Below are 21488 nucleotides of genomic sequence, written 5' to 3' on the forward strand. Positions count from 1 at the left end.
GTGAGGCGTCAGCCCAACGTTCGCGTCCAAGCTTCTCTTCCAGGAGGTGGACGCCATGCCGTCAACAACCGCTATCACCGTATCGCAACTATCCCGTCTGGTCGGTCTGCCGGGTGCTCCGGTAATCGTCGATGTTCGCATCGATGACGATTTCGACGCCGATCCGCGCCTGCTGCCGGCCTCGACCCGGCGCGATTTCAAAACCGTTTCGACCTGGGCGGCCGCGTTCGCCGGCAAACCAGTGGCCGTCGTCTGCCAGAAAGGGCAGAAGCTCTCGCAAGGCGTGGCCGCCTGGCTGCGGCATGAGGGGATTTCCGCCGAGACCCTCGAAGGTGGGTTCGAAGCCTGGCGCGAAGCAAAGGGGCTCCTGGTCCGCGCCGACAAATTGCCTGCGCGCGACGAAAAGGGACGCACGGTGTGGGTAACGCGAGCCCGCCCGAAGGTGGATCGCATCGCTTGCCCCTGGCTGATCCGGCGTTTTATCGATCCTCTCGCGATCTTCCTGTTTGTCGAGGCGGCGGAAGTGCCTGCCGTGGCCGACCGCTTTCAGGCCGTGCCTTTCGACATCGACAACGTGTTCTGGAGCCATCGCGGCGAACGCTGCACCTTCGACACGATGATCGAGGAGTTCGAGCTGAAATCCGAGGCGCTGGACCGCCTTGCGGCGATCGTGCGCGCCGCCGACACCGCAAGCCTCGACCTGGCGCCCCAGGCGGCCGGCTTTCTGGCTGCCTCGCTTGGCCTGTCGCGTATGTTTCGCGACGATCTGGAACAACTGGAAGCAGGCATGCTGCTCTACGATGCGTTCTTCCGCTGGTGTCGCGACGCCACCGAAGAAACTCACAACTGGCCCGCTGCCGGCACCGGTAAACCGTGATGAGCGTTTTGGTCCCGGAAGGTGAGGCTGAGAGCGTCGAGGCACCGGTTGCACCGACCTTCGCCGAAGCCGTCAAGGTCTGGGCGAAGATCGGACTGCTCAGCTTCGGCGGACCGGCCGGGCAGATTGCATTGATGCACAAGGAACTGGTCGAGGAGCGGCGCTGGATCGGTGAACAGCGTTTCCTGCATGCGCTGAACTACTGCATGCTGCTGCCTGGCCCGGAAGCCCAGCAACTTGCCATCTACATTGGCTGGCTGCTGCACAGGACGATCGGTGGCCTTGTCGCCGGCATCCTGTTCGTCGTGCCGGGCGCGCTTGTCATGCTGATCTTGAGCAGCCTCTACATGCTCTATGGCGACGTACCGCTCGTCGAGGCGCTGTTTTTCGGGGTGAAGGCGGCGGTGCTTGCCATTGTCATCGAAGCGGTGATCCGGATCGGCCGGCGTGCCCTGAAAAACCCAGTCATGGTGTCGATCGCGGTCGCGGCCTTCATCGCTATCTATGCGTTGAATGTGCCGTTCCCGCTTATCATCCTGCTCGCGGGCCTGACGGGATGGCTGGGGGACCGCATTGCTCCCGGCCTGTTTTCCGGCTCCGCGCATGGCAAGGGCGATGTTGCCGATATCAAGGGTGCGGTCGACCTGATGTTCGAGCGTGGCGAACTCACCCATGTCAAACCGACGACATGGCATGCGCCGCGCACCGTCGCGATCTGGCTGCCGATCTGGCTCGGGCCCGTTCTCGTGGTCTGGTGGTTCACCGGCTCTGCCAGCGTCTGGACCGAGATAGGCAGGTTCTTCAGTCTCATGGCGGTCGTCACCTTCGGTGGCGCCTATGCGGTCCTCGCCTATGTCGCGCAGGCGGCCGTCCAGTCCTTCGGCTGGCTCGCGCCCGGTGAAATGGTCGACGGTCTTGGGCTTGCCGAAACGACGCCAGGTCCGCTCATTCTGGTGTTGCAGTTTGTCGGCTTCATCGCTGCGTTCCGCCATTCCGGGTCGCTGCACCCGTTGCTTGCCGGATCGCTTGGAGCGCTGCTGACCTTGTGGGTGACGTTCACGCCGTGCTTCTTCTGGATATTCCTGGGCGGGCCCTATATCGAGGCCCTGCGTGGCAACAAGGCATTGTCCGCCGCGCTGGGCGCGATCACCGCCGCTGTTGTCGGCGTCATCATGAACCTCGCTCTGTGGTTTGCCCTGCACGTCATCTTCCGGGAGGTTCGCAACATGGGCCTCGGCATGAATGTGCCGGTGTTTTCGTCGATCGACTGGCGCGCGGCACTGCTTTCCGGCGCCGCCATGATCGCCATCCTGAAGCTGAAAGTCGGCATGCTGCCGACGCTTGCCGGATCCGCCCTTGCCGGTGTCTTGCTGCTGGCGGCGAGTGGCTAGAGCAATTCCAGGAAAAGTGTGAAACGGTTTTCCGTCCGGAATTGCGTCAAAACAAAGAGATAAGAGCGGTTCGGCGTTTCCGTGAAACGACGAACCGCTCTAGATGCCGCTGCCTTTGTATTCCGCTTGCGAACACCTAAGTGGTTGGAAACGGATTGGACCATCATGGCGGGACGACGCTCTTCCCTCGGCTTCCTCGGAATGTTCGGCCGCTCGGGCGACCTCAGGCAGCTCGATGCGGCGTTGCGTGGCGCCGACCTTCATCCGGCCCTCGTGCCGGACGGGGTGAAACTCACCATCGTCAATCTGATGAAGGATCGCTGGCCCGACGAGCCGCCCAGTCAAGCCTATCCAGAGGTGGCCCGGCTGTTCAGCTATTGCATTGCCGGGCCGGAAGCCTTCGAACGATCCAATGGCCTTCAGGGCACGCTCGACGCGGAGCGCCGGATCGAAACAGCCCTTGAGACCGGCGACAGCTTCGATGCGCAAATCGTGCTGATGACGTTGCACGCCAAGCTGATCAGTGCCGAGGTTGTCGAGCGCTACGCGCTGAGCGCCGACTGACGGCTTCGAGGGAAGTGGGCTTATCCGCCCATGCTGCCGCGCGGAAGCTTGATCATCTCGCCAAAGCGGGCGCGCAGTTTGTCGTCGAGCAGCTTGGGGACATGGCGCGGGAAGCGCTCGGCAAGGACACGCTTCTTCTCGATGATCGCCCGCTGCAGGATGTCGGGCCGGCCCTTCTCGTTCCATTCCTTCGGTGAAAACCGGTCGCCGACGGCCGGATAGAAATATTCGGTCTGCATCAGCCGCAGCGTCTGCTCGTTGCCGAGATAATGTCCCGGTCCCTTCAGGCAGACATCGGCGATGGTGTCGATCGACAGCGATTCATCGGACACTTCGATGCCGCGCACGCAGCGCAGGCAGTGGCCGAGCATGTCGTTGTCGATGATCAGGCTTTCCAGGCAGAAGCCGAGCAGCGAAGCGTGCATGCCGGCCGATTCATAGACCAGGTTGAGCCCTGCAAGGCCGGCCATCACGTCGGTGATGCCCTTTTCATAGCCGGACTGGATGTCGGGCAGCTTCGAATCCGTCATGCCGGCGGCCGAGCCACCCGGCAGGTCGTAGAATTGCGCCATCTGCGCGCAGGCCGCCGTCAGTACCGCCTGTTCGGCCGAACCGCCCGACATGGCACCGGTCCTGAGATCCGACACGAACGGCCATGTGCCGAAGATCGCCGGATGCCCCGGCTTGATGGCGTTGACATAGACGAGGCCGGCCAGCACTTCGGCCACTGCCTGTACCACAGCGCCTGCAATCGCCGCCGGCGCCGTGGCGCCTGCCTGTCCGGCCGAGAGCAGGAGGATCGGGATGCCGCCCTCGACGCAGGCTTCGAGCACGCCGCAGGCGTCTTCGGCGAATTTCATCGGCGGCACGACGAAGCAGTTGGAATTCGACACGAACGGCCGTGCGCGGAAGTTCTCCTCGCCACCGGCAATGGCATAGAGCATTTCGAGCGCCGGCTGCACGTTCTCGCGCACGGTGAACGAGGTGCCGACATGCTTGGACGTGCCCATCACGCACGCATAGAGCGTGTTGAAGTCCATTTCGAGCGGATCGGGAATGTCGCGCGGCACCATCGGCCGCTGGAAGAAATGGATGTTGTCGAGCCCCTCGACGATGCGGGCGGCGTCATAGATGTCCTGCAGCAGCGACTCGCGATATTCGCGCTTCTCGACATCGACCAGATGGACGGCGGCTCCGGCCGTGCCGTAGTGCACGCGCTTGCCCTTGATCAGCATGTCGTGCTTGGGGTCCTGGCCGTGCAGCGTGAAATTCCGTGCCGCTTTCTTGATGGAATCGAGCACCAGCGCGCGCGGGAACCGGATGCGGCCATCGTCGGCGTAGGTGGCGCCGGCCCCGGTCAGCGCTTCGATGCAGGAGGGAATGGCGTTGGCGAAGCCGACCGTCTCAAGCAGGGTCAGCACCGCCTCGTGGATGCGCTCCTGGTCATTCCCGGTCAGCGGTCCGTAGCTGCCGCCTTCGAGACCGGCGCGTACCGGCTTGATGTCGTCGGCCAGCGGCGCGGCCCGCATGGCACGGCGCGCTTCGCGTCCGCCGGAGCGGCGCGAACGCTGATCCGCCGCCGCTTCCTGCTTTTCAAGAACCACAGACATGCAGACACTCCACCTTTCAGAGAAGCAGGGCGCGGCGGTTGGTCCACCATCGGCTGCTTCTTCCCCTTGTGCCCCGACTATGCCGCCGGCATTGGCACAGCCTATGAGCCAGCCAGTCCGGTTGCATATGCCAGGGCTAAAGGACCCAGAGCCGCGCACGCGCGGCTCTGAAGGGATCGGTCGATGGATCAGGCGGCGGCAGGCCTGCGTCCGGCCGCGGTGGCCAGTTCGCGGATGCCGGGCTCGATGTGCTGCAGCGCGATCGAGGAGATGCCCAGGCGCATGAAGCGCGAAGGCTTTTCGGTGCGGTCGAAGAAGCGGTCGCCCGGCTCGATGATGACGCTGCGCGAGGCCGCCGCCTCGGCTAGCCCGCGCGCATCGGTGCCGCGCGGCCCCTCGAGCCACAGCGACGTGCCGCCGGCCGAATCGGTCGAACGCCATTCCGGCAGGAAGGCGGAAATCGCATGGACCAGGCGCTTGCGCCGCTCGTCGAAGGCGCTCGACAAACGCCGCACCAGCGCCTCGTGGTGGCCGAGCGACAGGAACAGCGCGACGGCGCGCTGGTTGTTGGCTGGCGGATGGCGCAGCATGAAGCGGCGCAGGGCCCGCAGCTCGGAGATTAGTCCAGCGGAAGCGACGATATAGCCAAGCCGCAGCCCCGGGGCCAGCGTCTTCGACATCGAGCCGACATAGACGACGCGGCCGGAGCGGTCGAGGCTCTTCAGCGCCTGCTGCGGCGCCTCGTCGAGCAACTGGCTGTCATAGCCGTCCTCGATGATGATCTGGTTGTGGCGGTTGGCTCGTGCCAGGAGATCCTGCCGCCTCTCGGCCGACAGGGGCACCATGGTCGGGCAATGATGGCTGGGCGTGACGAACACGAAGCCGGAATCATTGGGAATAGAAGCGGTTACGATGCCGGACTGGTCGACCGGCACCGGCTGGATGTCGGCGCCCGCAAGCCGGAAGATCGAGCGCGCGTCGGGGTAACCCGGGTCCTCCATCGCCACCTTGGAGCCCTTGGTCATCAGCAGCGTCGCCAGCATGTAGAGCGCATTCTGAGCGCCCAGCGTGACGATGATCTCATCGGGATTGGCGAAAATGCCGCGCCGGGGCAAGAGCCGCGCCTGGATCTGCTCGATCAGCAGCGGATCGTCGCGGTCGACCATGTCGGACGCCCAGTTGCGGATTTCGAGCACCGCGAGCGCCATGCGGTTGCACTCGCGCCACTCGGCGGTCGGGAACAGCGCCGGGTCGAACTGACCGTAGACGAAGGGGTAGGACGACTTGATCCAGTTCTCGTGCTTGGCCGGCGGCGGCATGTCGCTGGCGGCGATCTGCCGGCGTGCCTTCCAGTCGATCTCATTGGCCTGGTCGGGCGCCTTCTGGTGCGGCTTGGCCGGTGTCGCCAGCACGTCGGGATTGACGAAATGACCACGCCGCTCGCGCGCCACCAGGAATCCCTGGTCGACGAGTTGCTGGAACGCCAGCACCACGGTGCCGCGCGCCACGCCGAGTTTCTCGGCGAGGATCCGGCACGAGGGAAGCGGCATCGAAGCGGCGATCTGGCGATCGAGAATGGCTGCAACGATGGCTTGGCGGATCTGCGCCTGCAGGGTCTGGCCGGATTCGGCCGAAATCCGGAACAGGCCGGACCATATCGCCGTGTCGTTTCGCTGTGGCATGGAAGATGTTCCTCGATGGCCAGCTTTTTTCGCTTGGCTGGACCAGTCGAATGTAGCGGTGGCACAAGGTGTTGCGCCAATCAATTTTTCTGATCTTTGAGATTTATGCCAGTGATCCTTCGGCCGAAATCCTGCCTCGCGTGACGCGTTGCATAATACGGCGATGATGCAGTGCATCACGCGGCGATGATGCACTGCGTCATCGCTGCGTATTGAACCGGATGGAATTCGGCTCAATAGTTTTGGCGCGACGACACGCGCCGGAAACATCCGGTCTGATATGGTGCGTCGAAAACGTCAGGAGTCCCCCCGCCAGTGGATCAATCAGCCTTTCAAAAACAGCTTGCCGCCTTGCGCGACCATCGCGCCGCCGCACCTGCCAGCATGCGCCAGGCCTTCGCCGCCGATCCGCAGCGGTTCGAGAAATTCTCCGCCACCGACGGCGACCTTTTGCTCGACTGGTCGAAATGCGCTGTCGACGCGGTCACCATGGACTTGCTGGAAAAGCTCGCCAAGGCCGCCGATCTCGAAAGCCGTCGCGCCGCGATGTTCGCCGGCAAGAAGATCAACCTGACTGAAGATCGTGCCGTGCTGCACACGGCGCTGCGCAACCTGACCGGCAAGGGCGTCACGGTCGATGGCCAGGACGTCAAGGCGGACGTCATCGCCGTACTCGACGCGATGGGGGCTTTTGCCGATGCCGTGCGTTCCGGCAAGGCGGCCGGCGCCACCGGCAAGAAGATCACCGACATCGTCAACATCGGTATCGGCGGTTCCGATCTCGGTCCGGCCATGGCGACGCTGGCGCTGGCGCCCTATCATGACGGGCCGCGCGCCCATTACGTCTCCAACATCGATGGCGCCCATATCCACGACACGCTGAAGGGCCTCTCCGCCGAAACCACGCTTTTCATCATCGCATCCAAGACCTTTACCACCGTCGAGACGATGACCAATGCCGAGACGGCGCGCAAATGGGTGCAGGAAGCCCTCGGCAAGGATGCGGTGGGCAAGCATTTTGCCGCCGTCTCGACCGCGCTCGACCTTGTGGCGAAGTTCGGCATCGCGGCCGACCGCGTCTTCGGCTTCTGGGACTGGGTCGGCGGCCGCTATTCGGTCTGGGGCGCGATCGGCCTGCCGGTGATGATCGCTGTCGGCCCGAGAAATTTTCGCGCCTTCCTGGATGGCGCGCACGAGATGGACGAGCATTTCCGCACCGCCCCCATCCAAGAGAACCTGCCGGCGCTTCTGGGGCTGGTCGGCTGGTGGCATCGCGTGATCTGCGGATATCCGGCTCGCGCCGTCATCCCCTACGACCAGCGCCTGTCCAGGCTGCCGGCCTATCTGCAGCAGCTCGACATGGAATCGAACGGCAAGAGCGTCACCCTCGAAGGCGTGGCGGTGACGACGCCGACCGGGCCGCTGGTCTGGGGCGAGCCCGGCACCAACGGCCAGCATGCCTTCTTCCAGCTGCTGCACCAGGGCACCGATTTCATCCCGGTCGAGTTCCTTGCCGCGGCCGTCGGCCACGAGCCGAAGCTCAGGCATCAGCACGATCTGCTGCTCGCCAACTGCCTGGCGCAGTCGGAAGCGTTGATGAAGGGCCGCACGCTGGAGGAGGCGCGCGCCCAGATGCTGGCCAAGGGCATGAAGCCTGCCGAGGTCGACAAGATCGCCCCGCACCGCGTCTTCTCCGGCAACCGGCCCTCGATGACCATCCTCTACCGGAAACTCGACCCGCGCACCTTCGGCCGGCTGATCGCGCTCTATGAGCACCGCGTCTTCGTCGAGGGAACGCTCTTCAACATCAACTCCTTCGACCAGTGGGGCGTCGAACTCGGCAAGGAACTGGCCACCGGCCTTTTGCCTGTCGTGGAGGGCAAGGAAAGTGCCGCAAAGCGGGATGCCTCGACCGCTGGTCTGGTAGATTACATCCACCATCTGCGTGGGTCGGAGTGAAGCGCTTGGCAGACATCAAGGGAATATTGTTCGACAAGGACGGGACGCTTGTCGACTTCAACGCGACCTGGCTTGGCGTTGCCGACTTCATGGCCATGGATGCGTCCGAGGGCGATCGCTGGAAAGCCGACAGACTGCTTGCAGCGGCCGGATTCGATTTCGCCAACCGACGTTTCAAGCCCGATTCGATCTTTGCCTCGGGCACCAACATGGACGTCGTCGAGCTGTGGTTCCCGCGCCTGTCCGACGAGGACCAGATGCTGGCCGTCGCCCGCTTCAACGAGATCACCTCGGCGCAGGGCTCGGCGATGGCAGTGGCACTGCCGGGCATCGTCGAGACGCTCAACACCTTGCACAGGAAATCCTACCGGCTTGGTGTCGCCACCAACGATTCGACCAGCGGCGCGGAAAGGACGCTGGTCACGCTCGGCGTCGCCCAACTGTTCGACGCGGCTTATGGCTACGACGCGGTCGCCAATCCCAAACCGGCGCCCGATACGATCCTGGCTTTTTGCGATCTCACCGGCCTGCAGCCGTCGGCGATCGCCATGGTCGGCGACAACCGCCACGATCTCGAAATGGCGCGGGCCGGTGGCTGCGGCCTGGCGATCGGCGTGCTCTCGGGCACCGGCACCCGCGAATCGCTGGCCGGCATTGCCGACGCCGTCCTCGATTCCGTTGCCGATCTGCCGGATTTCCTTTCGGCGCGGGTCAAGGAGACGATCTGATATCGGCAGCACTGGCGGGTGCCATATCCGCCTCGAAACGAAAGACGCCGCTCGGCTCCAGTGCTGTGCCTTTCGTCTGGCCGAAATCCGGTACCTCGTATTCGGCAAGCAGAAGCAGCCGCGATCGTGGCAGGTAGGCCCGGCCCGGATCGCCGACCAGGACTTCGATGCCGGCGGCGAGGCAGCGGTCGAGGAAGGGAATGATCCGCCAGGCGACGTCCTGCCTGTAGAACACATCGCCGGCGAGCACCAGGTCGATCGCGGGTGGCGAACCCATGGTGATATCCCTGCCGATCACCGTTATGGCGACGCCGTTGGCTGCTGCATTGAGGTCGAGCGCGGCGACGCCGTGGCGGTCGATCTCGGCGGCGATCACTTCGCGCGCCCCGGCCTTCGCGGCGGCAATGCCGACAATGCCGGAGCCGGCGCCGAGGTCGAGCACGCGGCGCCCGGCGACGGTCGTCGGACGGTCGAGGACATAGCGCGCAAGCACGGTGCCACCGGCCCACGCATAGGCCCAGTAGGGCGGTTGCGGCTCCGGCGAATCGTCCTCGTCGTTCTCGTCATCGGGCTCGACTAGCCGCCTCAGTCCGCTGCCGGGATGAGCCGTGTAGAACTGGATCTCGGGAAGCGCGGGGACAGGAACAAGGCGCATGTTCGCCTTGATGAACGTCGCCGGGTCGAGGCGCGAGCGCCGATCCGGCGCATCGTCGGTGGCGAGCTTGTCACCCAAGATCCTGCCTATTCCCGCAGCGCCCGCCGCAGGATCTTGCCGACCGGCGTCTTCGGCAGCTCGGTCCTGAATTCGATATATTTGGGCCGCTTGTAGCCGGTCAGGTTCTCGCGGCAATAGGCGGTCAGCGCCTCGGCGGTCAGTGCCGGATCCTTCCTGACGACGAACAGCTTCGGCACTTCGCCCGAATGCTCGTCCGGCACGCCGATCGCCGCGACTTCGAGCACGCCCGGATGTTGGGCGACGACCTCCTCGAGTTCGTTCGGATACACGTTGAAGCCCGAGACGAGGATCATGTCCTTCTTGCGGTCGACGATCTTGGTGTAGCCGCGCTCGTCCATGAAGCCCATATCGCCGGATTTGAAGTAGCCGTCCTTGGTCATCACCTTGGCGGTCTCGTCCGGCCGGTTCCAGTAGCCCGCCATCACTTGCGGCCCCCTGATGCAGATCTCTCCGACCTCGCCGAGCGGCAGGTTGTTGCCGTCGTCGTCGCGAATGGCGATCTCCGTCGACGGCAGCGGCAGGCCGATCGTGCCGGTGAAATCGCTGGCGCTGAACTTGTTGGCGGTGGCCACGGGTGAAGTTTCCGAGAGGCCATAGCCTTCGGTGACCGGGCAGCCGGTCAGCGCCTTCCACCGTTCGGCGACGCCCTTCTGCACCGCCATGCCGCCGCCCAGCGTCAGGATCAGCGGCTTGAAGTCGAGCTTGCGGAAATCCTCGTTGTTGAGCAGCGCGTTGAACAGCGTGTTGAGACCCGGAAAGATGTGGACCGGATATTTTGCCAGTTCCTTGACGAAACCCGGGATGTCGCGCGGATTGGGAATGAGCACGTTGCGGGCGCCTTGCTGCATGCCCATCAGCGCGTTCACCGTCAGCGCGAAGATATGATAGAGCGGCAGCGCGCAGATGAAGTTCGGATGCGCCGGCTTCGGCTTGATGGTGTAGGCGTCTTCCAGCCACAGCGCGTTCTGCACGACATTGGCCAGCACATTGCTGTGCAGCAGCACCGCGCCCTTCGAAATCCCCGTGGTGCCGCCGGTATATTGCAGGAAGGCGACATCGTCGGCCGTCACAATGGCTGGCGTGAAGCGCAGGCTGGCACCGGCCTTCACGGCCGCGTTGAACTTGACATGGCCGGGCAGCGACCATGCCGGCACCATCTTCTTCACGCGGCGCACGACGAGATTGACGATGGTCCCCTTCAGGCCGCCAAGCATGTCACCCATCGCCGCGACGACAACATGCTTGACCGCCGTCCGGGCGATCACGGCCTGCAAGGTGCTGGCGAAGTTCTCCAGGATGACGATGGCCTGCGCGCCGGAATCCTTGAGCTGGTGTTCGAGTTCGCGCGGCGTGTAGAGCGGGTTGACGTTCACCACGGTGTATCCCGCGCGCAGGATGGCCATCATCGCCACCGGATATTGCAGCACGTTCGGCATCATCAAGGCGACGCGAGCGCCTTTCTGCAGCCCTTTCGACTGCAGATAAGCGCCGAAGGCCGCCGACAGCCGCTCGATATCGGCATAGCTGATGGACTTGCCCATGCAGGTGAACGCGGGCTGGGCGGAAAACTGCTTGCAGGTGGCAACCAGGAAGTCGCCGATGGAACTGTAGGGCAGGACGCCGATTTCGGCCGGCATGTTCTTCGGATAACTCTTGAGCCACGGCTTTTTCGGCAGCCCGGCGGCGAGCGCGGTCAGCGCTTTCGGCAGTCGCTTGGCGGCAGTTGCGACGGGCTTCGCGGCCGGCGCGGCTTTCGAAACTGCAGCCTTCGCCGGAGCCGCCTTTGGCGACGCGGTCTTTGTCGGGGTGCTCTTGCCTGCGGTCTTTACCGGGGACGATTTCGTTGCGGGCTTCGCTTCTGCCTTCGCGGTCGCTGCCTTGGTGGCGGGCGCCGCCTGTCCGTCAGGGCCGGCGGCCTGTTCCGAGGCCGCCTTGGCCGGTGCCTTTGCCGGCGCTGCCTTCTTTCCTGTTTTTGCCACCCATTCCTCCCTGGATCGTTCTGTTCGTCCGCGCCGCGCTCGTTCCTGAATTGACAGGGACATCCTCCGCTGCTGCCTAGATATCTTCTATGTATTGCCTCTATTGGCGGCCGTGCAAGTCTTGCCCTTGCGGCAGGACGGGAAAGATTTGGCTCCGAGAATCTTTCCCGCCGCCGACACTTCGAACCGGTCTCTTCCCGTATTCGCGGCCGAGCGAAGGCGCGCGTGCCATCAATATCGCCGGATTGGCGATCAATAAAAAAATGCGGTCGTTAATAATAACGTGAAAGGAAAAAACTGCTAATTTTTTCTGACATTTGCCAAAATCGCGGATTTTTTTCCTGCTTCCCGCGGGGTAAGCAAACGGGGTGTTCCAAAGCCGGAAAAACGGTGCTTATATGCGCGCTTCGCGAGCCTGATAGAGGGGCTTGGAAGAACATCAGGGAGTGCTCAATGAAAAAGAAACTCGCTTTTGCGGCCGCGTTGCTGGCCGCAAGCGTCCTCGGCGGCATGGCCAATGCAAAGACGCTTGTCTATTGCTCGGAAGCGTCGCCGGCCAATTTTGATCCAGGTACGACGACCGGCGGCAACGACTTCGATGCCTCGTCGCGTACCGTCTATTCGCGCCTGGTCGAATTCAAGCATGGCGGTACCGAGGTCGAGCCCGGCCTCGCCGACAAGTGGGAAATCTCCGACGACGGCCTGGTCTATACCTTCCACCTGCATCCGGGCGTGAAGTTCCAGACCACCGATTTTTTCAAGCCGACCCGCGACCTCAATGCGGATGACGTCGTCTTCTCTTTCGATCGTCAGTTCAACAAGGCGAATCCCTGGAACGGTGACAAGTATCTGCCCAACCTGACCTGGGACTACTATACCGGCATGGACATGCCGAAATACGTCGCCAAGTGGGAAAAGGTCGACGACCTGACCGTCAAGCTGACGCTGACCGAGCCGAATGCACCGATGCTGGCCAATCTCGGCATGGACTTCGCCTCGATCGTGTCGAAGGAATATGCCGACCAGCTGGAGAAGTCCGGCAAGATGGCCGATTTCTCCACCAAGCCGATCGGCACCGGTCCGTTCCAGTTCGTCGACTACCAGCTGGATTCGGTCATCCGCTATGCGGCCAACCCAGACTATTTCAAGGGCAAGGAGAAGATCGACGATCTCGTCTTCGCCATCACCCCTGACGCAACCGCACGCATCCAGAAGGTGCTGGCCGGCGAATGCGACATCGCGCCCTATCCGAATCCTGCCGACATCGGCACGATCAAGGCCAACCAGGACGTGACCCTGATGGATCAGGCCGGCCTGAACATCGGCTACATGAGCTACAACACCACCATCCCGCCGCTCGACAAGCCTGAGGTGCGCCATGCGCTCAACCAGGCGATCGATCGGGAATCGCTGATCAAGTCGCTGTTCCAGGATGCCGGCGCCACGCCGGCCGAAAACCTGATCCCGCCGACCATGTGGTCGTGGAACAAGGATGTGAAGTCCGACGCCTATGATCCGGAAGCCGCCAAGAAGGTGCTGGCCGCTGCCGGGCTCACGGAGATCCAGCTTTGGGCTTCCGATCGCGTTCGTCCTTACAACCCGAACTTCCAGCGTGCCGCCGAACTGATCCAGGCCGACTGGGCCAAGGTCGGCGTCAAGGCCGAGATCGTCAACTACGAGTGGACCAAGTATCGCTCGGAGGGCAAGAAGAAGGATCGTCCAGGCGCCTTCCAGATCGGCTGGACCGGCGACAATGGCGATCCGGACAACTTCTTCGCCACGCTGTTCGCCTGCTCGGCTATCGGCGTCTCGAACTACTCGAGCTGGTGCGACAAGGACTTCGAGGACCTGATCCAGAAGGCCAAGAAGACCAGCGACCAGGCCGAGCGCACCAAGCTCTACGAACAGGCGCAGGTGGTCTTCCAGAAGCAGGCTCCGGCCTTCCTGCTGGCGCATAGCCAAGTCTACGCGGTCGTGCGCAAGAATGTCAGCGGTTTCATGATGGACCCGCTCGGCATTCACCGCTTCGACGGCGTCGACAAAGCCGAATAAGACATTGAGTGGGGCGGCGCTCTAGAGCGCCGCCCCCTTCGCCATGCTCAAATATATTCTTCACAGAATTGCACTTTTGATTCCGACGCTTGTCGGCATCACTATCTGTGCCTTCGCCTTCGTCAGGCTGCTGCCCGGCGATCCCATCCTTGCCATGGCCGGTGAACACGGCGTGGCGCCGGCGCGCTACGAGGAGCTCAAGGAACAGTTCGGCTACAATCTGCCGATCTGGCAGCAATATGCCCGCTATGTCGGTGAGGTCGCGACCGGTGATTTCGGAGTCTCGATCTCGTCCAAGCGCCCGGTGATGGAGGAGTTCAAGATCCTCTTTCCGGCAACAATGGAACTGTCGTTCTTCGCCATGATTTTCGCCATGGTGCTCGGCATTCCAGCCGGCATCTTCGCTGCGGTCAAGCGCGGATCATGGTTCGACCAGTCGCTGATGGGCACGGCGCTCGTCGGCTATTCCATGCCGATCTTCTGGTGGGGCCTGCTGCTGATCATCTTTTTCTCCGGCTATCTCGGCTGGACACCGGTTTCGGGCCGCATCGGCCTGCAGTTCTTCTTCAAGCCGATCACCGGCTTCATGACCATCGACACCCTGCTCTATGGCAAGTGGGATGCCTTCCGCTCGGCGTTGAGCCACCTCGTCCTGCCGGCGATCGTGCTCGGCACCATCCCGCTCGCGGTGATCGCCCGCCAGACGCGTTCAGCCATGCTGGAAGTCCTGGGCGAGGACTATGTGCGCACGGCGCGCGCCAAGGGCCTGTCGCCGTCGCGGGTGGTCGGTCTGCATGCGTTGCGCAATGCGCTCATCCCGGTGGTCACCACCATCGGCCTGCAGATCGGCACGCTGCTCGCCGGCGCTATCCTCACCGAAACCATCTTCGCCTGGCCGGGCATCGGCAAGTGGATGGTCGATTCCATCTTCAAGCGCGACTATGTCGTCGTGCAGTCAGGTTTGCTTTTGATCGCCCTCATCGTCATGGCCGTGAACCTCATCGTCGACGTGCTCTACGCCGTCATCAACCCGCGCATACGGGCCGCGTGATGAGCCAGTCGACCGAAGTCACCGCGCTCGCCGCCGGCAATCCTGACCGCCTGACCGGGTTCAGGACCTTCTGGCACTACTTCTCGGTCAATCGCGGCGCCGTGATCGGCCTGTTCGTCTTCATCCTGCTGGTGCTGGCGGCGCTGTTCGCGCCGCTGCTTGCGCCCTATGCGCCTGACATTCAGGACAAGACCGCCTTTCTGAGGCCGCCAGCCTGGCAGGCGGGCGGCAGCGCGCAATATCTGCTCGGCACCGATCCTGTCGGCCGCGACATCCTTTCGCGCCTGCTCTACGGCGCGCGCTTTTCGCTGCTGATCGGCGCGGTCGTGGTCACGCTGGCGCTCACCGGCGGCATCACGCTCGGTCTGCTCGCCGGCTATTTCCGCGGCTGGGTCGACGTGGCGATCATGCGCTTGATGGACCTCATCCTGGCGTTCCCGTCGCTGCTCCTGGCGCTCGTCCTGGTCACCATTCTTGGCCCCGGCCTGTTCAATGCGATGCTGGCCATCGCGCTCGTCCTGCAGCCGCATTTCGCACGGCTGGTGCGCGCCGCCGTGATGGCGGAGAAAAGCCGCGAGTATGTCGTGGCGGCGAAGGTCGCCGGCGCCGGCCATATCAGGCTGATGCTTCGCACCATCCTGCCGAATTGCCTGGGGCCGCTGATCGTCCAGGGCACCTTGTCGTTCTCCAACGCCATTCTCGAAGCGGCCGCTCTCGGCTTCCTCGGCCTTGGCGCCCAGCCGCCGACGCCCGAATGGGGCACGATGCTCGCTTCGGCGCGCGAGTTCATCCTGCGCGCCTGGTGGGTGGTGACCTTCCCCGGCCTTGCGATCCTGATCACCGTGCTTGCCATCAATCTGATCGGCGACGGTCTGCGCGACGCGCTCGATCCGAAACTGAGGAGATCGTGATGGCGCTGCTCGAGATCCAGAATCTCGTCGTCGAATTCCAGACCGCGTCAGGTCCGTTCCGGGCGGTCGACGGCGTCTCGCTGCATGTCGACGAGCGCGAAGTGCTGGCCATCGTCGGCGAATCCGGCTCCGGCAAGTCGGTCTCGATGCTGGCGGTGATGGGCCTGCTGCCGTGGACGGCCACGGTCACCGCCGACCGCATGAGCTTCAATGGCCGCGATCTCCTGAAGATGAGCCCGGCGGAGCGCCGCAAGATCATCGGCAAGGACATATCGATGATCTTCCAGGAGCCGATGGCCAGCCTCAATCCCTGCTTCACCATCGGCTTCCAGATCGAGGAGGTGCTGCGTTTCCATATGGGTATGGACGGTGCGCAGCGCCGGGCACGTTCAATCGAACTCCTGACGCAGGTCGGTATTGCCGAACCGGCGGAACGGCTGAACTCGTTCCCGCACCAGATGTCGGGCGGCCAGTGCCAGCGCGTCATGATCGCCATCGCCATTGCCTGCAATCCGAAGCTTCTGATTGCCGACGAGCCGACGACGGCGCTCGATGTCACCATTCAGAAGCAGATCCTCGATCTCCTGGTCTCGCTGCAGGCGAAATACGGCATGGGCCTGATCATGATCACCCACAATATGGGCGTGGTGGCCGAGACCGCCGACCGCGTCATCGTCCAGTACAAGGGCCGCAAGATGGAAGAGGCCGACGTGCTGTCGCTGTTTGAATCGCCGAAGAGCAATTACACCCGCGCGCTTTTGTCGGCGCTGCCGGAGAATGCCGTCGGCGACCGGCTGCCGACCGTGTCCGACATGCTGTTCGAGCCGGCGCCCTCGGGAGCCGCCGCATGAGCATCAAGGTCGTCGAAGGCAAGAACATCGTACGCGACTACCATATTGGTGGCGGCCTGTTTCGCGGCCAGCGCACGGTGCATGCGGTCAAGGGCGTCTCGTTCAGCGTCGACAAGGGCAAGACGCTGGCCATCGTCGGTGAAAGCGGCTGTGGCAAGTCGACGCTTGCCCGCATCATCACGCTGATCGATCCGGCGACGTCGGGTGAGCTGTTCATCGACGGCAACAAGGTCGACATCGCCAGGAACGGATTGACCAAGGAGATGCGCCGCAAGGTGCAGATCGTCTTCCAGAACCCCTACGGGTCGCTCAATCCGCGCCAGAAGATCGGCGACGTGTTGGGTGAGCCACTGCTCATCAACACCAACAAGCCGGCCGAGGAACGGCGCGACCTCGCCATGAAGATGCTGAAGAAGGTCGGCCTCGGACCCGAGCACTACAACCGCTACCCGCACATGTTCTCGGGCGGCCAGCGCCAGCGCATCGCCATTGCCCGCGCGCTGATGCTCAACCCGAGCCTGCTGGTGCTGGACGAGCCGGTCTCCGCGCTCGATCTTTCGGTGCAGGCGCAGGTGCTCAACCTGCTTGCCGACCTGCAGGACGAGTTCCAGCTGACCTATGTCTTCATCAGCCACGATTTGTCCGTGGTGCGCTACATCGCCGACGATGTGATGGTGATGTATTTCGGCGAGGCGGTCGAATACGGCTCGCGCGAGGAGGTCTTCGCCGATCCCAAGCACAGCTACACCAGGACGCTGTTCGCGGCGACGCCGCGCGCCGACATCGCCTCGATCAAGGCGAGACTGGCGAAGAAGAAGGCGGCGGCCTGAGACTGCGAGCCGCCGCCCCCAGGCCGCCTTCGTCGATCACGACAACTTGGCGACGATGGCGCGCAGCGCCTCGCCGAAACGGTGGATCTCATCGACAGTGTTGTAGTGGACCAGTGAAGCGCGGATGGCGCCGCTGTCCATCGAGAGGTTGAGACGCTTCATCAGCCGCGGCGCGTACATGTGGCCGTCGCGGATGCCGATCTGCATTTCGGCCATTTCCTCGACGATCCGTTGCGGCGACAGTTTGCCGATGTTGAAACAGAAGGTCGGCACGCGCTCATTGATGCGGGCTTCGTCGGCGACACCATAAATCGTCGCACCGCAATCCTTGAGCACGGCGAGCATTTCGCGCGCCAGCAGCAGCTCATAGTCGCGAATGGCGCCCATGCCGGCAACGATGTTTTCGCGGCGCGAGCGGTTGTTGGATGGCGCAAGGTTGCGGCCGATCAGTTCCAGATACTGTACCGCCGCATCCATGCCCGCGACGTTCTCGTAGATGAAGGTGCCGGCCTCGACCTTGTAGGGCGGCTCGTCGGGGATGAAATCCTCGCGGAAGGTCGGCAGCCGCTTCAGCGTTTCGAAGCGGCCCCACAAAAAGCCCATATGCGGCGAGAAATTCTTGTAGCCGGAACAGACGAGGTAGTCGCAGTCCCAGGCTTGCACGTCGATAAGCCCATGCGGCCCGTAATGCACGCAGTCGAGGAACACTTCCGCACCGGCCGCGTGCGCGATCTCGGCCACCGAGGTGACATCGACGATCGAGCCGATCGAATGCGCCGTCACAGTGCAGGCAACGAGACGGGTGCGATCGGAAACCAGCGGGCGCAGATCGTCGACATGCAGGTTGCCGTCCTCGCGCATGCGCCACCATTTGAATTTGGCGCCAGCGGACTCCAGCGCCAGCCATGTGGCGATGTTGGCATCGTGGTCCATGTCGGTGATGACGATCTCGTCCCGCTCGGACAGCATCTGGCCGATGCCGAGGCTGACCAGGCGGATGAACGAGGTGGCGTTCATGCCGAAGCAGATTTCCGAGGGACTGGTGGCGTTGATCAGCAATGCCACGCTCGCACGCGCATCGGCGACCGCCTGGTCGACAGCGACGCTGCGGCCATAGCGGCCGCCGCGCTGCACATTGTGCGCGACCAGATGGTTGGTCACTGCGTCGAGCACACTCTGCGGGATCTGCGCGCCGGCGGCGTTGTCCAGGAAGATGAAGTCGCCGGCCCGCTGCAAGGCGGGAAACATGGCGCGGATGGTATCGACGGGGAACGCGGTGGCGTTCGCTTTGTCGGTTTGATGCTTGTTCACGGGTACGCTCCTGCGAAGGACTTGGCGGTTGGGATCAGTTGGCGAGGTCAGCGCGTCTTCTCGGTCTTGAAGCGGCGCTCGAGCAGGCTGACGAGGCGGACCATCGGCCAGAGGAAGATGAGATAGACAAGCGCTGCGCCGATCAGCGGTGAGGGGTTGGCGTAAAGCGACTGCGCGTTGGTCGCCTCCTTCAAGAGTTCCGGCAGCGCCACGGTGGAGGCGAGCGAGGTGTCCTTGAACATCGAGACGCAGTTGCTGGTCATCGGCGGGATGACCACGCGCACCGCCTGCGGCAGCACCACCTTGCGCAAGGTCAGCAGGAACGGCAGGCCAAGCGCCTGCGCCGCCTCGAACTGGCCGCGCGGAATGCTTTCGATGCCGGAACGGAACACTTCGCTCGAATAGGCCGACATGATGATGGCAAACGCCGTCACCGCCGACGACCAGGATGACAGGCGTATGCCGAGGAAGGGCAGCGCGTAGTAGATCAGGATCAGCACGACCAGCACCGGCAGGGCGCGGAAGATGTCGGTGTAGCCGATCGCCAGCCACCGCAGCGGCTTCGGCGCGTAGAGCCGCAGCAGGCTGATCACCAGCCCGATTGGGATGCCGATGCCGATGCTGAGCAGTCCGAGCAGCAGCGTGTTCAGGAAGCCGCGCAGCAGCGCCGGCAGGCTGGACATGATGACATCGGGGTTGAAGAAAGTGTCCAGCAGCGACATGGGAGCGTTCCCGAACCGTTTTGCGTCCCGTGACGCCAGAGCAAAGGGTGCTCAGTTAAAATTCATCGGCCTCGCCGATGGCGAGACGATTTGCGCGGAAGCTGGCGCCAGAGCATCAAATGAATCGTGCCGGCCTGCAAAGCCGGCACGATTTCAGTGCATTGCCGCTCAGGCCTTCGGCAGCGGCATTTCCTTGACCGTCGAAGAGTCGGCGGGGGCGTCGCTGCCGAACCACTTCTTGTGGATCGCGGCCAGCGTGCCGTCCTTCTTCATCGCGGTCAGGGCGTCGTTCAGCTTGCCGAGCAGCGGGTGGTCCTTGGTCATCATCAGGCCGTACTGTTCGCCGGTCTTGATGCGCTCCTTGACGGTCAGGTCCTTCATCTTGGTGAAGGAATACTGCATGCCCGGAATGTCGCTGACGGCGGCATCGACGCGGCCGGCGCTGAGGTCGAGCAGCAGGTTCTGTTGCGTGTCATAGCCCTTCACGTCGCTGAAGCCGTCAGCCTCCTGATGCGCCTTGACCCAGGTTTCGCCGGTCGATCCGGACAGCACGCCGACGATCTTGCCCTTGAGGTCGGCCTCGGCCTTGATCGGGCTGTCGGTCTTGGTGGCGATGCCCATGTCGGAATCATAGTAGGGCTGCGTGAACGACTGCGACTTCAGCCGCTCCGGCGTGATGGTGATCGACGAAATGGCAACGTCGATGCGCTTCGACGTGGTGGCGGCGAACAGCGCCTGGAAGCCGAGGTCGGCGATATCGGTGGTCATGCCGACGCGCTTGGCCGCTTCGTTGACGATGTCGACTTCAAAACCCTCGAAGGTGCCGCTCTCGTTCTTGTACTCGAAGGGCGGATTGGTCGGGTAGGCGCCGACATTCAGCACGTCGGCGGCATAGGCGGTGGCGGGGCCGGCGGCGATGCCGATGGCGGCAGCGAGAAGAAGCAGATTGCGGCGAGTGAAGCTCATTTGTGTTCCCTCTGTTGTTGATCGGGCGGGTTGGCCCCGCACGGTTTTTTGCCGCCCCACCTCCGGCAGGGCGTCAATTCATGGCAGCGACCATGCGGTCGAGCGCGGTCGCTATCGGGTCGCGTTCACGGCAGACGCACATCCGCAGGAAAGCCGTTGCCGAACTTCCGAAGAGATGGCCGGGCGCCAGCCCGACGCGCGCCGTCTCCAGGATCTTGGCGCAGGCCTGCCGGGCATCACTTTCGCCTTCCAAGGCAAAGAAGGCATACATGCCGCCGCGCGGTTTCGCCGGCAGGATGATGCCCGGAATCTGCGCCAGCCTGATATAGGCGAGGTCTAGGCCGGTCCTGATCCGCTGCCTGATCTCCTCGACCAGCGGTTCGCCCTGGCGGATGGCCGCAACAGCGCCGGCCTGGATCGGAGCCGCTGTACCGCTGTTGATATACTGGGTCATGGCGCCGAGCTGGTCGGCCACCCCGGATGGATGCGTCAGCCAGCCGATGCGCCAGCCGGTCATCGCCCAGGCCTTGGAGAAGCTGTTGACCGACAGCACCCGGTCGCCGTCCTCGGCGATCTGCAGAATGGAGGGAGCAACATCGCCGTCGAAATAGAGCCGGCCATAGACCTCGTCGGAGATGATCCAGATACCGGTGCGCCGGCTGAAGTCGAGCAGGGCCTGCATCTCCTGGCGCGACGCGGTCCAGCCGGTCGGGTTGGAGGGCGTCGACAGGAAGATTGCCCGCGTGCGCGCGTCGCAGGTCGCGAACAGCCGGTCGAGGTCGAGATGCCAGTCGCCCTTGAAGTCAAGCGAAAACGGTCGCGGCTCACCGCCGATCAGGTGAATGGCGTTGTGGATGTTGGGCCATTGCGGCGCGACATAGACGACATTGGTGCCGGTATCGACCAGCAGCTCGAGCGCCAGATACAGCGCCTGCATGCCGCCCGGCGTGACGGTGGTGCGCGCGATGGGGATCGGTCGGCCGTGCAGGCGCGTCTGGTACTCCGACAGCGCTTCGTTCAGGGGCCCATGGCCACGCATATTGGGAACGTAGAAGGTGAGGCCTTCATCGAAGGCTGCCTTGGCAGCGTCGCGGATGAAGGCCGGCGTCACCATGTCGCCTTCGCCATACCAGAGCGCGATCACGTCGCCGAGTTCGCGCGCACGCACGGCAAGGTTGGCGATGTTCTCGGTGTGCAAATCGCGGATTTGAGCGCGCACGCCATCGAGAGCATAGCGCGCGCTGGACGATGATTGGGGCAGCATGAAC

General features: G+C 63.5%; 18 protein-coding genes. 10 read left to right on the forward strand and 8 right to left on the reverse strand.

All coding sequences use genetic code 11. The annotated features are described in order from the left end of the window. Window positions 1-55 precede the first annotated feature (55 nt). The 3 genes from BLS48_RS26715 to BLS48_RS26725 all read left to right on the forward strand — a co-directional run bounded on the left by BLS48_RS26715 (window position 56) and on the right by BLS48_RS26725 (window position 2832). On the forward strand, window positions 56-877 hold the full coding sequence (locus BLS48_RS26715) for a chromate resistance protein ChrB domain-containing protein (RefSeq protein ID WP_091584427.1): 822 nt from the start codon (window positions 56-58) through the stop codon (window positions 875-877). Next, the gene (gene chrA / locus BLS48_RS26720; RefSeq protein WP_091584430.1) at window positions 877-2268 is read left to right on the forward strand and encodes a chromate efflux transporter; all 1392 of its coding nucleotides are present in this window, start codon (window positions 877-879) and stop codon (window positions 2266-2268) included. Before BLS48_RS26715 ends, chrA begins: the two co-directional genes overlap by 1 nt. 165 nt (window positions 2269-2433) lie before the next feature. After that, a complete protein-coding gene (locus BLS48_RS26725; RefSeq protein WP_091584591.1) occupies window positions 2434-2832 on the forward strand; it encodes a hypothetical protein in 399 nt (132 codons plus the stop codon). A gap of 20 nt (window positions 2833-2852) precedes the next feature. On the opposite strand, the gene BLS48_RS26730 is transcribed toward BLS48_RS26725, so the two are convergent. Both BLS48_RS26730 and pdxR read right to left on the reverse strand, forming a co-directional pair. Further along, window positions 2853-4442 carry a trimethylamine methyltransferase family protein gene (locus BLS48_RS26730; RefSeq protein ID WP_091584433.1) on the reverse strand — a complete coding sequence of 530 codons (1590 nt, stop codon included), beginning with the start codon at window positions 4440-4442 and terminating at the stop codon, window positions 2853-2855. Window positions 4443-4630: 188 nt separating this feature from the next. Further along, entirely contained in the window at window positions 4631-6124 is a 1494-nt protein-coding gene (gene pdxR, locus BLS48_RS26735; protein ID WP_091584436.1) for a MocR-like pyridoxine biosynthesis transcription factor PdxR, read from the reverse strand. Between the two features lie 315 nt (window positions 6125-6439). On the opposite strand from pdxR, the gene pgi reads away from it, so the two are divergent. Then, window positions 6440-8083, forward strand: coding sequence for a glucose-6-phosphate isomerase (gene pgi, locus BLS48_RS26740; RefSeq protein ID WP_091584439.1), 1644 nt, complete (start codon window positions 6440-6442; stop codon window positions 8081-8083). A 5-nt stretch (window positions 8084-8088) separates the two neighbouring features. Then, on the forward strand, window positions 8089-8811 hold the full coding sequence (locus BLS48_RS26745) for an HAD family hydrolase (protein WP_091584593.1): 723 nt from the start codon (window positions 8089-8091) through the stop codon (window positions 8809-8811). On the opposite strand, the gene BLS48_RS26750 is transcribed toward BLS48_RS26745, so the two are convergent. Continuing rightward, the gene (locus tag BLS48_RS26750) at window positions 8795-9544 is read right to left on the reverse strand and encodes a class I SAM-dependent methyltransferase (protein WP_091584442.1); all 750 of its coding nucleotides are present in this window, start codon (window positions 9542-9544) and stop codon (window positions 8795-8797) included. The genes BLS48_RS26745 and BLS48_RS26750 overlap by 17 nt on opposite strands. Before the next feature lie 8 nt (window positions 9545-9552). Continuing rightward, the gene (locus BLS48_RS26755; RefSeq protein WP_091584444.1) at window positions 9553-11526 is read right to left on the reverse strand and encodes a long-chain fatty acid--CoA ligase; all 1974 of its coding nucleotides are present in this window, start codon (window positions 11524-11526) and stop codon (window positions 9553-9555) included. Window positions 11527-11979: 453 nt separating this feature from the next. Here BLS48_RS26755 and BLS48_RS26760 point away from each other — a divergent pair, with 453 nt between their 5' ends. From BLS48_RS26760 to BLS48_RS26780, 5 genes are read left to right on the forward strand one after another with little or no spacing between them, the layout of a single operon-like run. Beyond that, window positions 11980-13578: an ABC transporter substrate-binding protein gene (locus BLS48_RS26760; protein WP_091584447.1), complete on the forward strand. Its 1599-nt coding sequence runs from the start codon at window positions 11980-11982 to the stop codon at window positions 13576-13578. Between the two features lie 43 nt (window positions 13579-13621). Further along, window positions 13622-14629 (forward strand): ABC transporter permease subunit, encoded by a 1008-nt coding sequence (locus BLS48_RS26765; RefSeq protein ID WP_091584450.1) that lies wholly within the window; start codon window positions 13622-13624, stop codon window positions 14627-14629. Beyond that, entirely contained in the window at window positions 14629-15540 is a 912-nt protein-coding gene (locus BLS48_RS26770) for an ABC transporter permease subunit (protein WP_091584453.1), read from the forward strand. Before BLS48_RS26765 ends, BLS48_RS26770 begins: the two co-directional genes overlap by 1 nt. Continuing rightward, window positions 15540-16391, forward strand: a complete 852-nt coding sequence (locus BLS48_RS26775; RefSeq protein ID WP_091584456.1) for an ABC transporter ATP-binding protein — start codon at window positions 15540-15542, stop codon at window positions 16389-16391. The genes BLS48_RS26770 and BLS48_RS26775 overlap by 1 nt, the downstream gene beginning before the upstream one ends. Then, a complete protein-coding gene (locus BLS48_RS26780; RefSeq protein WP_091584458.1) occupies window positions 16388-17221 on the forward strand; it encodes a dipeptide ABC transporter ATP-binding protein in 834 nt (277 codons plus the stop codon). The genes BLS48_RS26775 and BLS48_RS26780 overlap by 4 nt, the downstream gene beginning before the upstream one ends. Window positions 17222-17257: 36 nt before the next feature. Here BLS48_RS26780 and BLS48_RS26785 read toward each other — a convergent pair whose 3' ends face one another. From BLS48_RS26785 to BLS48_RS26800, 4 genes are all read right to left on the reverse strand, one after another. Continuing rightward, the gene (locus BLS48_RS26785) at window positions 17258-18532 is read right to left on the reverse strand and encodes a cysteine desulfurase-like protein (protein ID WP_091584461.1); all 1275 of its coding nucleotides are present in this window, start codon (window positions 18530-18532) and stop codon (window positions 17258-17260) included. A 47-nt stretch (window positions 18533-18579) separates the two neighbouring features. After that, window positions 18580-19254: an amino acid ABC transporter permease gene (locus BLS48_RS26790; protein WP_091584464.1), complete on the reverse strand. Its 675-nt coding sequence runs from the start codon at window positions 19252-19254 to the stop codon at window positions 18580-18582. Between the two features lie 168 nt (window positions 19255-19422). Then, window positions 19423-20220, reverse strand: coding sequence for an ABC transporter substrate-binding protein (locus BLS48_RS26795; RefSeq protein WP_091584467.1), 798 nt, complete (start codon window positions 20218-20220; stop codon window positions 19423-19425). A gap of 73 nt (window positions 20221-20293) precedes the next feature. Next, window positions 20294-21484 (reverse strand): pyridoxal phosphate-dependent aminotransferase, encoded by a 1191-nt coding sequence (locus BLS48_RS26800; RefSeq protein WP_167365261.1) that lies wholly within the window; start codon window positions 21482-21484, stop codon window positions 20294-20296. Window positions 21485-21488 lie beyond the last annotated feature (4 nt).

This window comes from Mesorhizobium qingshengii (assembly GCF_900103325.1).
Taxonomy (GTDB): domain Bacteria; phylum Pseudomonadota; class Alphaproteobacteria; order Rhizobiales; family Rhizobiaceae; genus Mesorhizobium; species Mesorhizobium qingshengii.

What these genes read in the sequence shown, in the direction of transcription:
- BLS48_RS26725 (WP_091584591.1), top strand. Translation starts at nt 2,434, where the DNA reads ATGGCGGGACGACGCTCTTCCCTCGGCTTCCTCGGAATGTTCGGCCGC.
- BLS48_RS26790 (WP_091584464.1), bottom strand. Translation starts at nt 19,254, where the DNA reads ATGTCGCTGCTGGACACTTTCTTCAACCCCGATGTCATCATGTCCAGC.
- BLS48_RS26760 (WP_091584447.1), top strand. Translation starts at nt 11,980, where the DNA reads ATGAAAAAGAAACTCGCTTTTGCGGCCGCGTTGCTGGCCGCAAGCGTC.
- BLS48_RS26780 (WP_091584458.1), top strand. Translation starts at nt 16,388, where the DNA reads ATGAGCATCAAGGTCGTCGAAGGCAAGAACATCGTACGCGACTACCAT.
- BLS48_RS26765 (WP_091584450.1), top strand. Translation starts at nt 13,622, where the DNA reads ATGCTCAAATATATTCTTCACAGAATTGCACTTTTGATTCCGACGCTT.
- BLS48_RS26800 (WP_167365261.1), bottom strand. Translation starts at nt 21,484, where the DNA reads ATGCTGCCCCAATCATCGTCCAGCGCGCGCTATGCTCTCGATGGCGTG.
- BLS48_RS26775 (WP_091584456.1), top strand. Translation starts at nt 15,540, where the DNA reads ATGGCGCTGCTCGAGATCCAGAATCTCGTCGTCGAATTCCAGACCGCG.
- BLS48_RS26770 (WP_091584453.1), top strand. Translation starts at nt 14,629, where the DNA reads ATGAGCCAGTCGACCGAAGTCACCGCGCTCGCCGCCGGCAATCCTGAC.
- BLS48_RS26795 (WP_091584467.1), bottom strand. Translation starts at nt 20,220, where the DNA reads ATGAGCTTCACTCGCCGCAATCTGCTTCTTCTCGCTGCCGCCATCGGC.
- BLS48_RS26730 (WP_091584433.1), bottom strand. Translation starts at nt 4,442, where the DNA reads ATGTCTGTGGTTCTTGAAAAGCAGGAAGCGGCGGCGGATCAGCGTTCG.
- chrA (WP_091584430.1), top strand. Translation starts at nt 877, where the DNA reads ATGAGCGTTTTGGTCCCGGAAGGTGAGGCTGAGAGCGTCGAGGCACCG.
- BLS48_RS26715 (WP_091584427.1), top strand. Translation starts at nt 56, where the DNA reads ATGCCGTCAACAACCGCTATCACCGTATCGCAACTATCCCGTCTGGTC.
- pdxR (WP_091584436.1), bottom strand. Translation starts at nt 6,124, where the DNA reads ATGCCACAGCGAAACGACACGGCGATATGGTCCGGCCTGTTCCGGATT.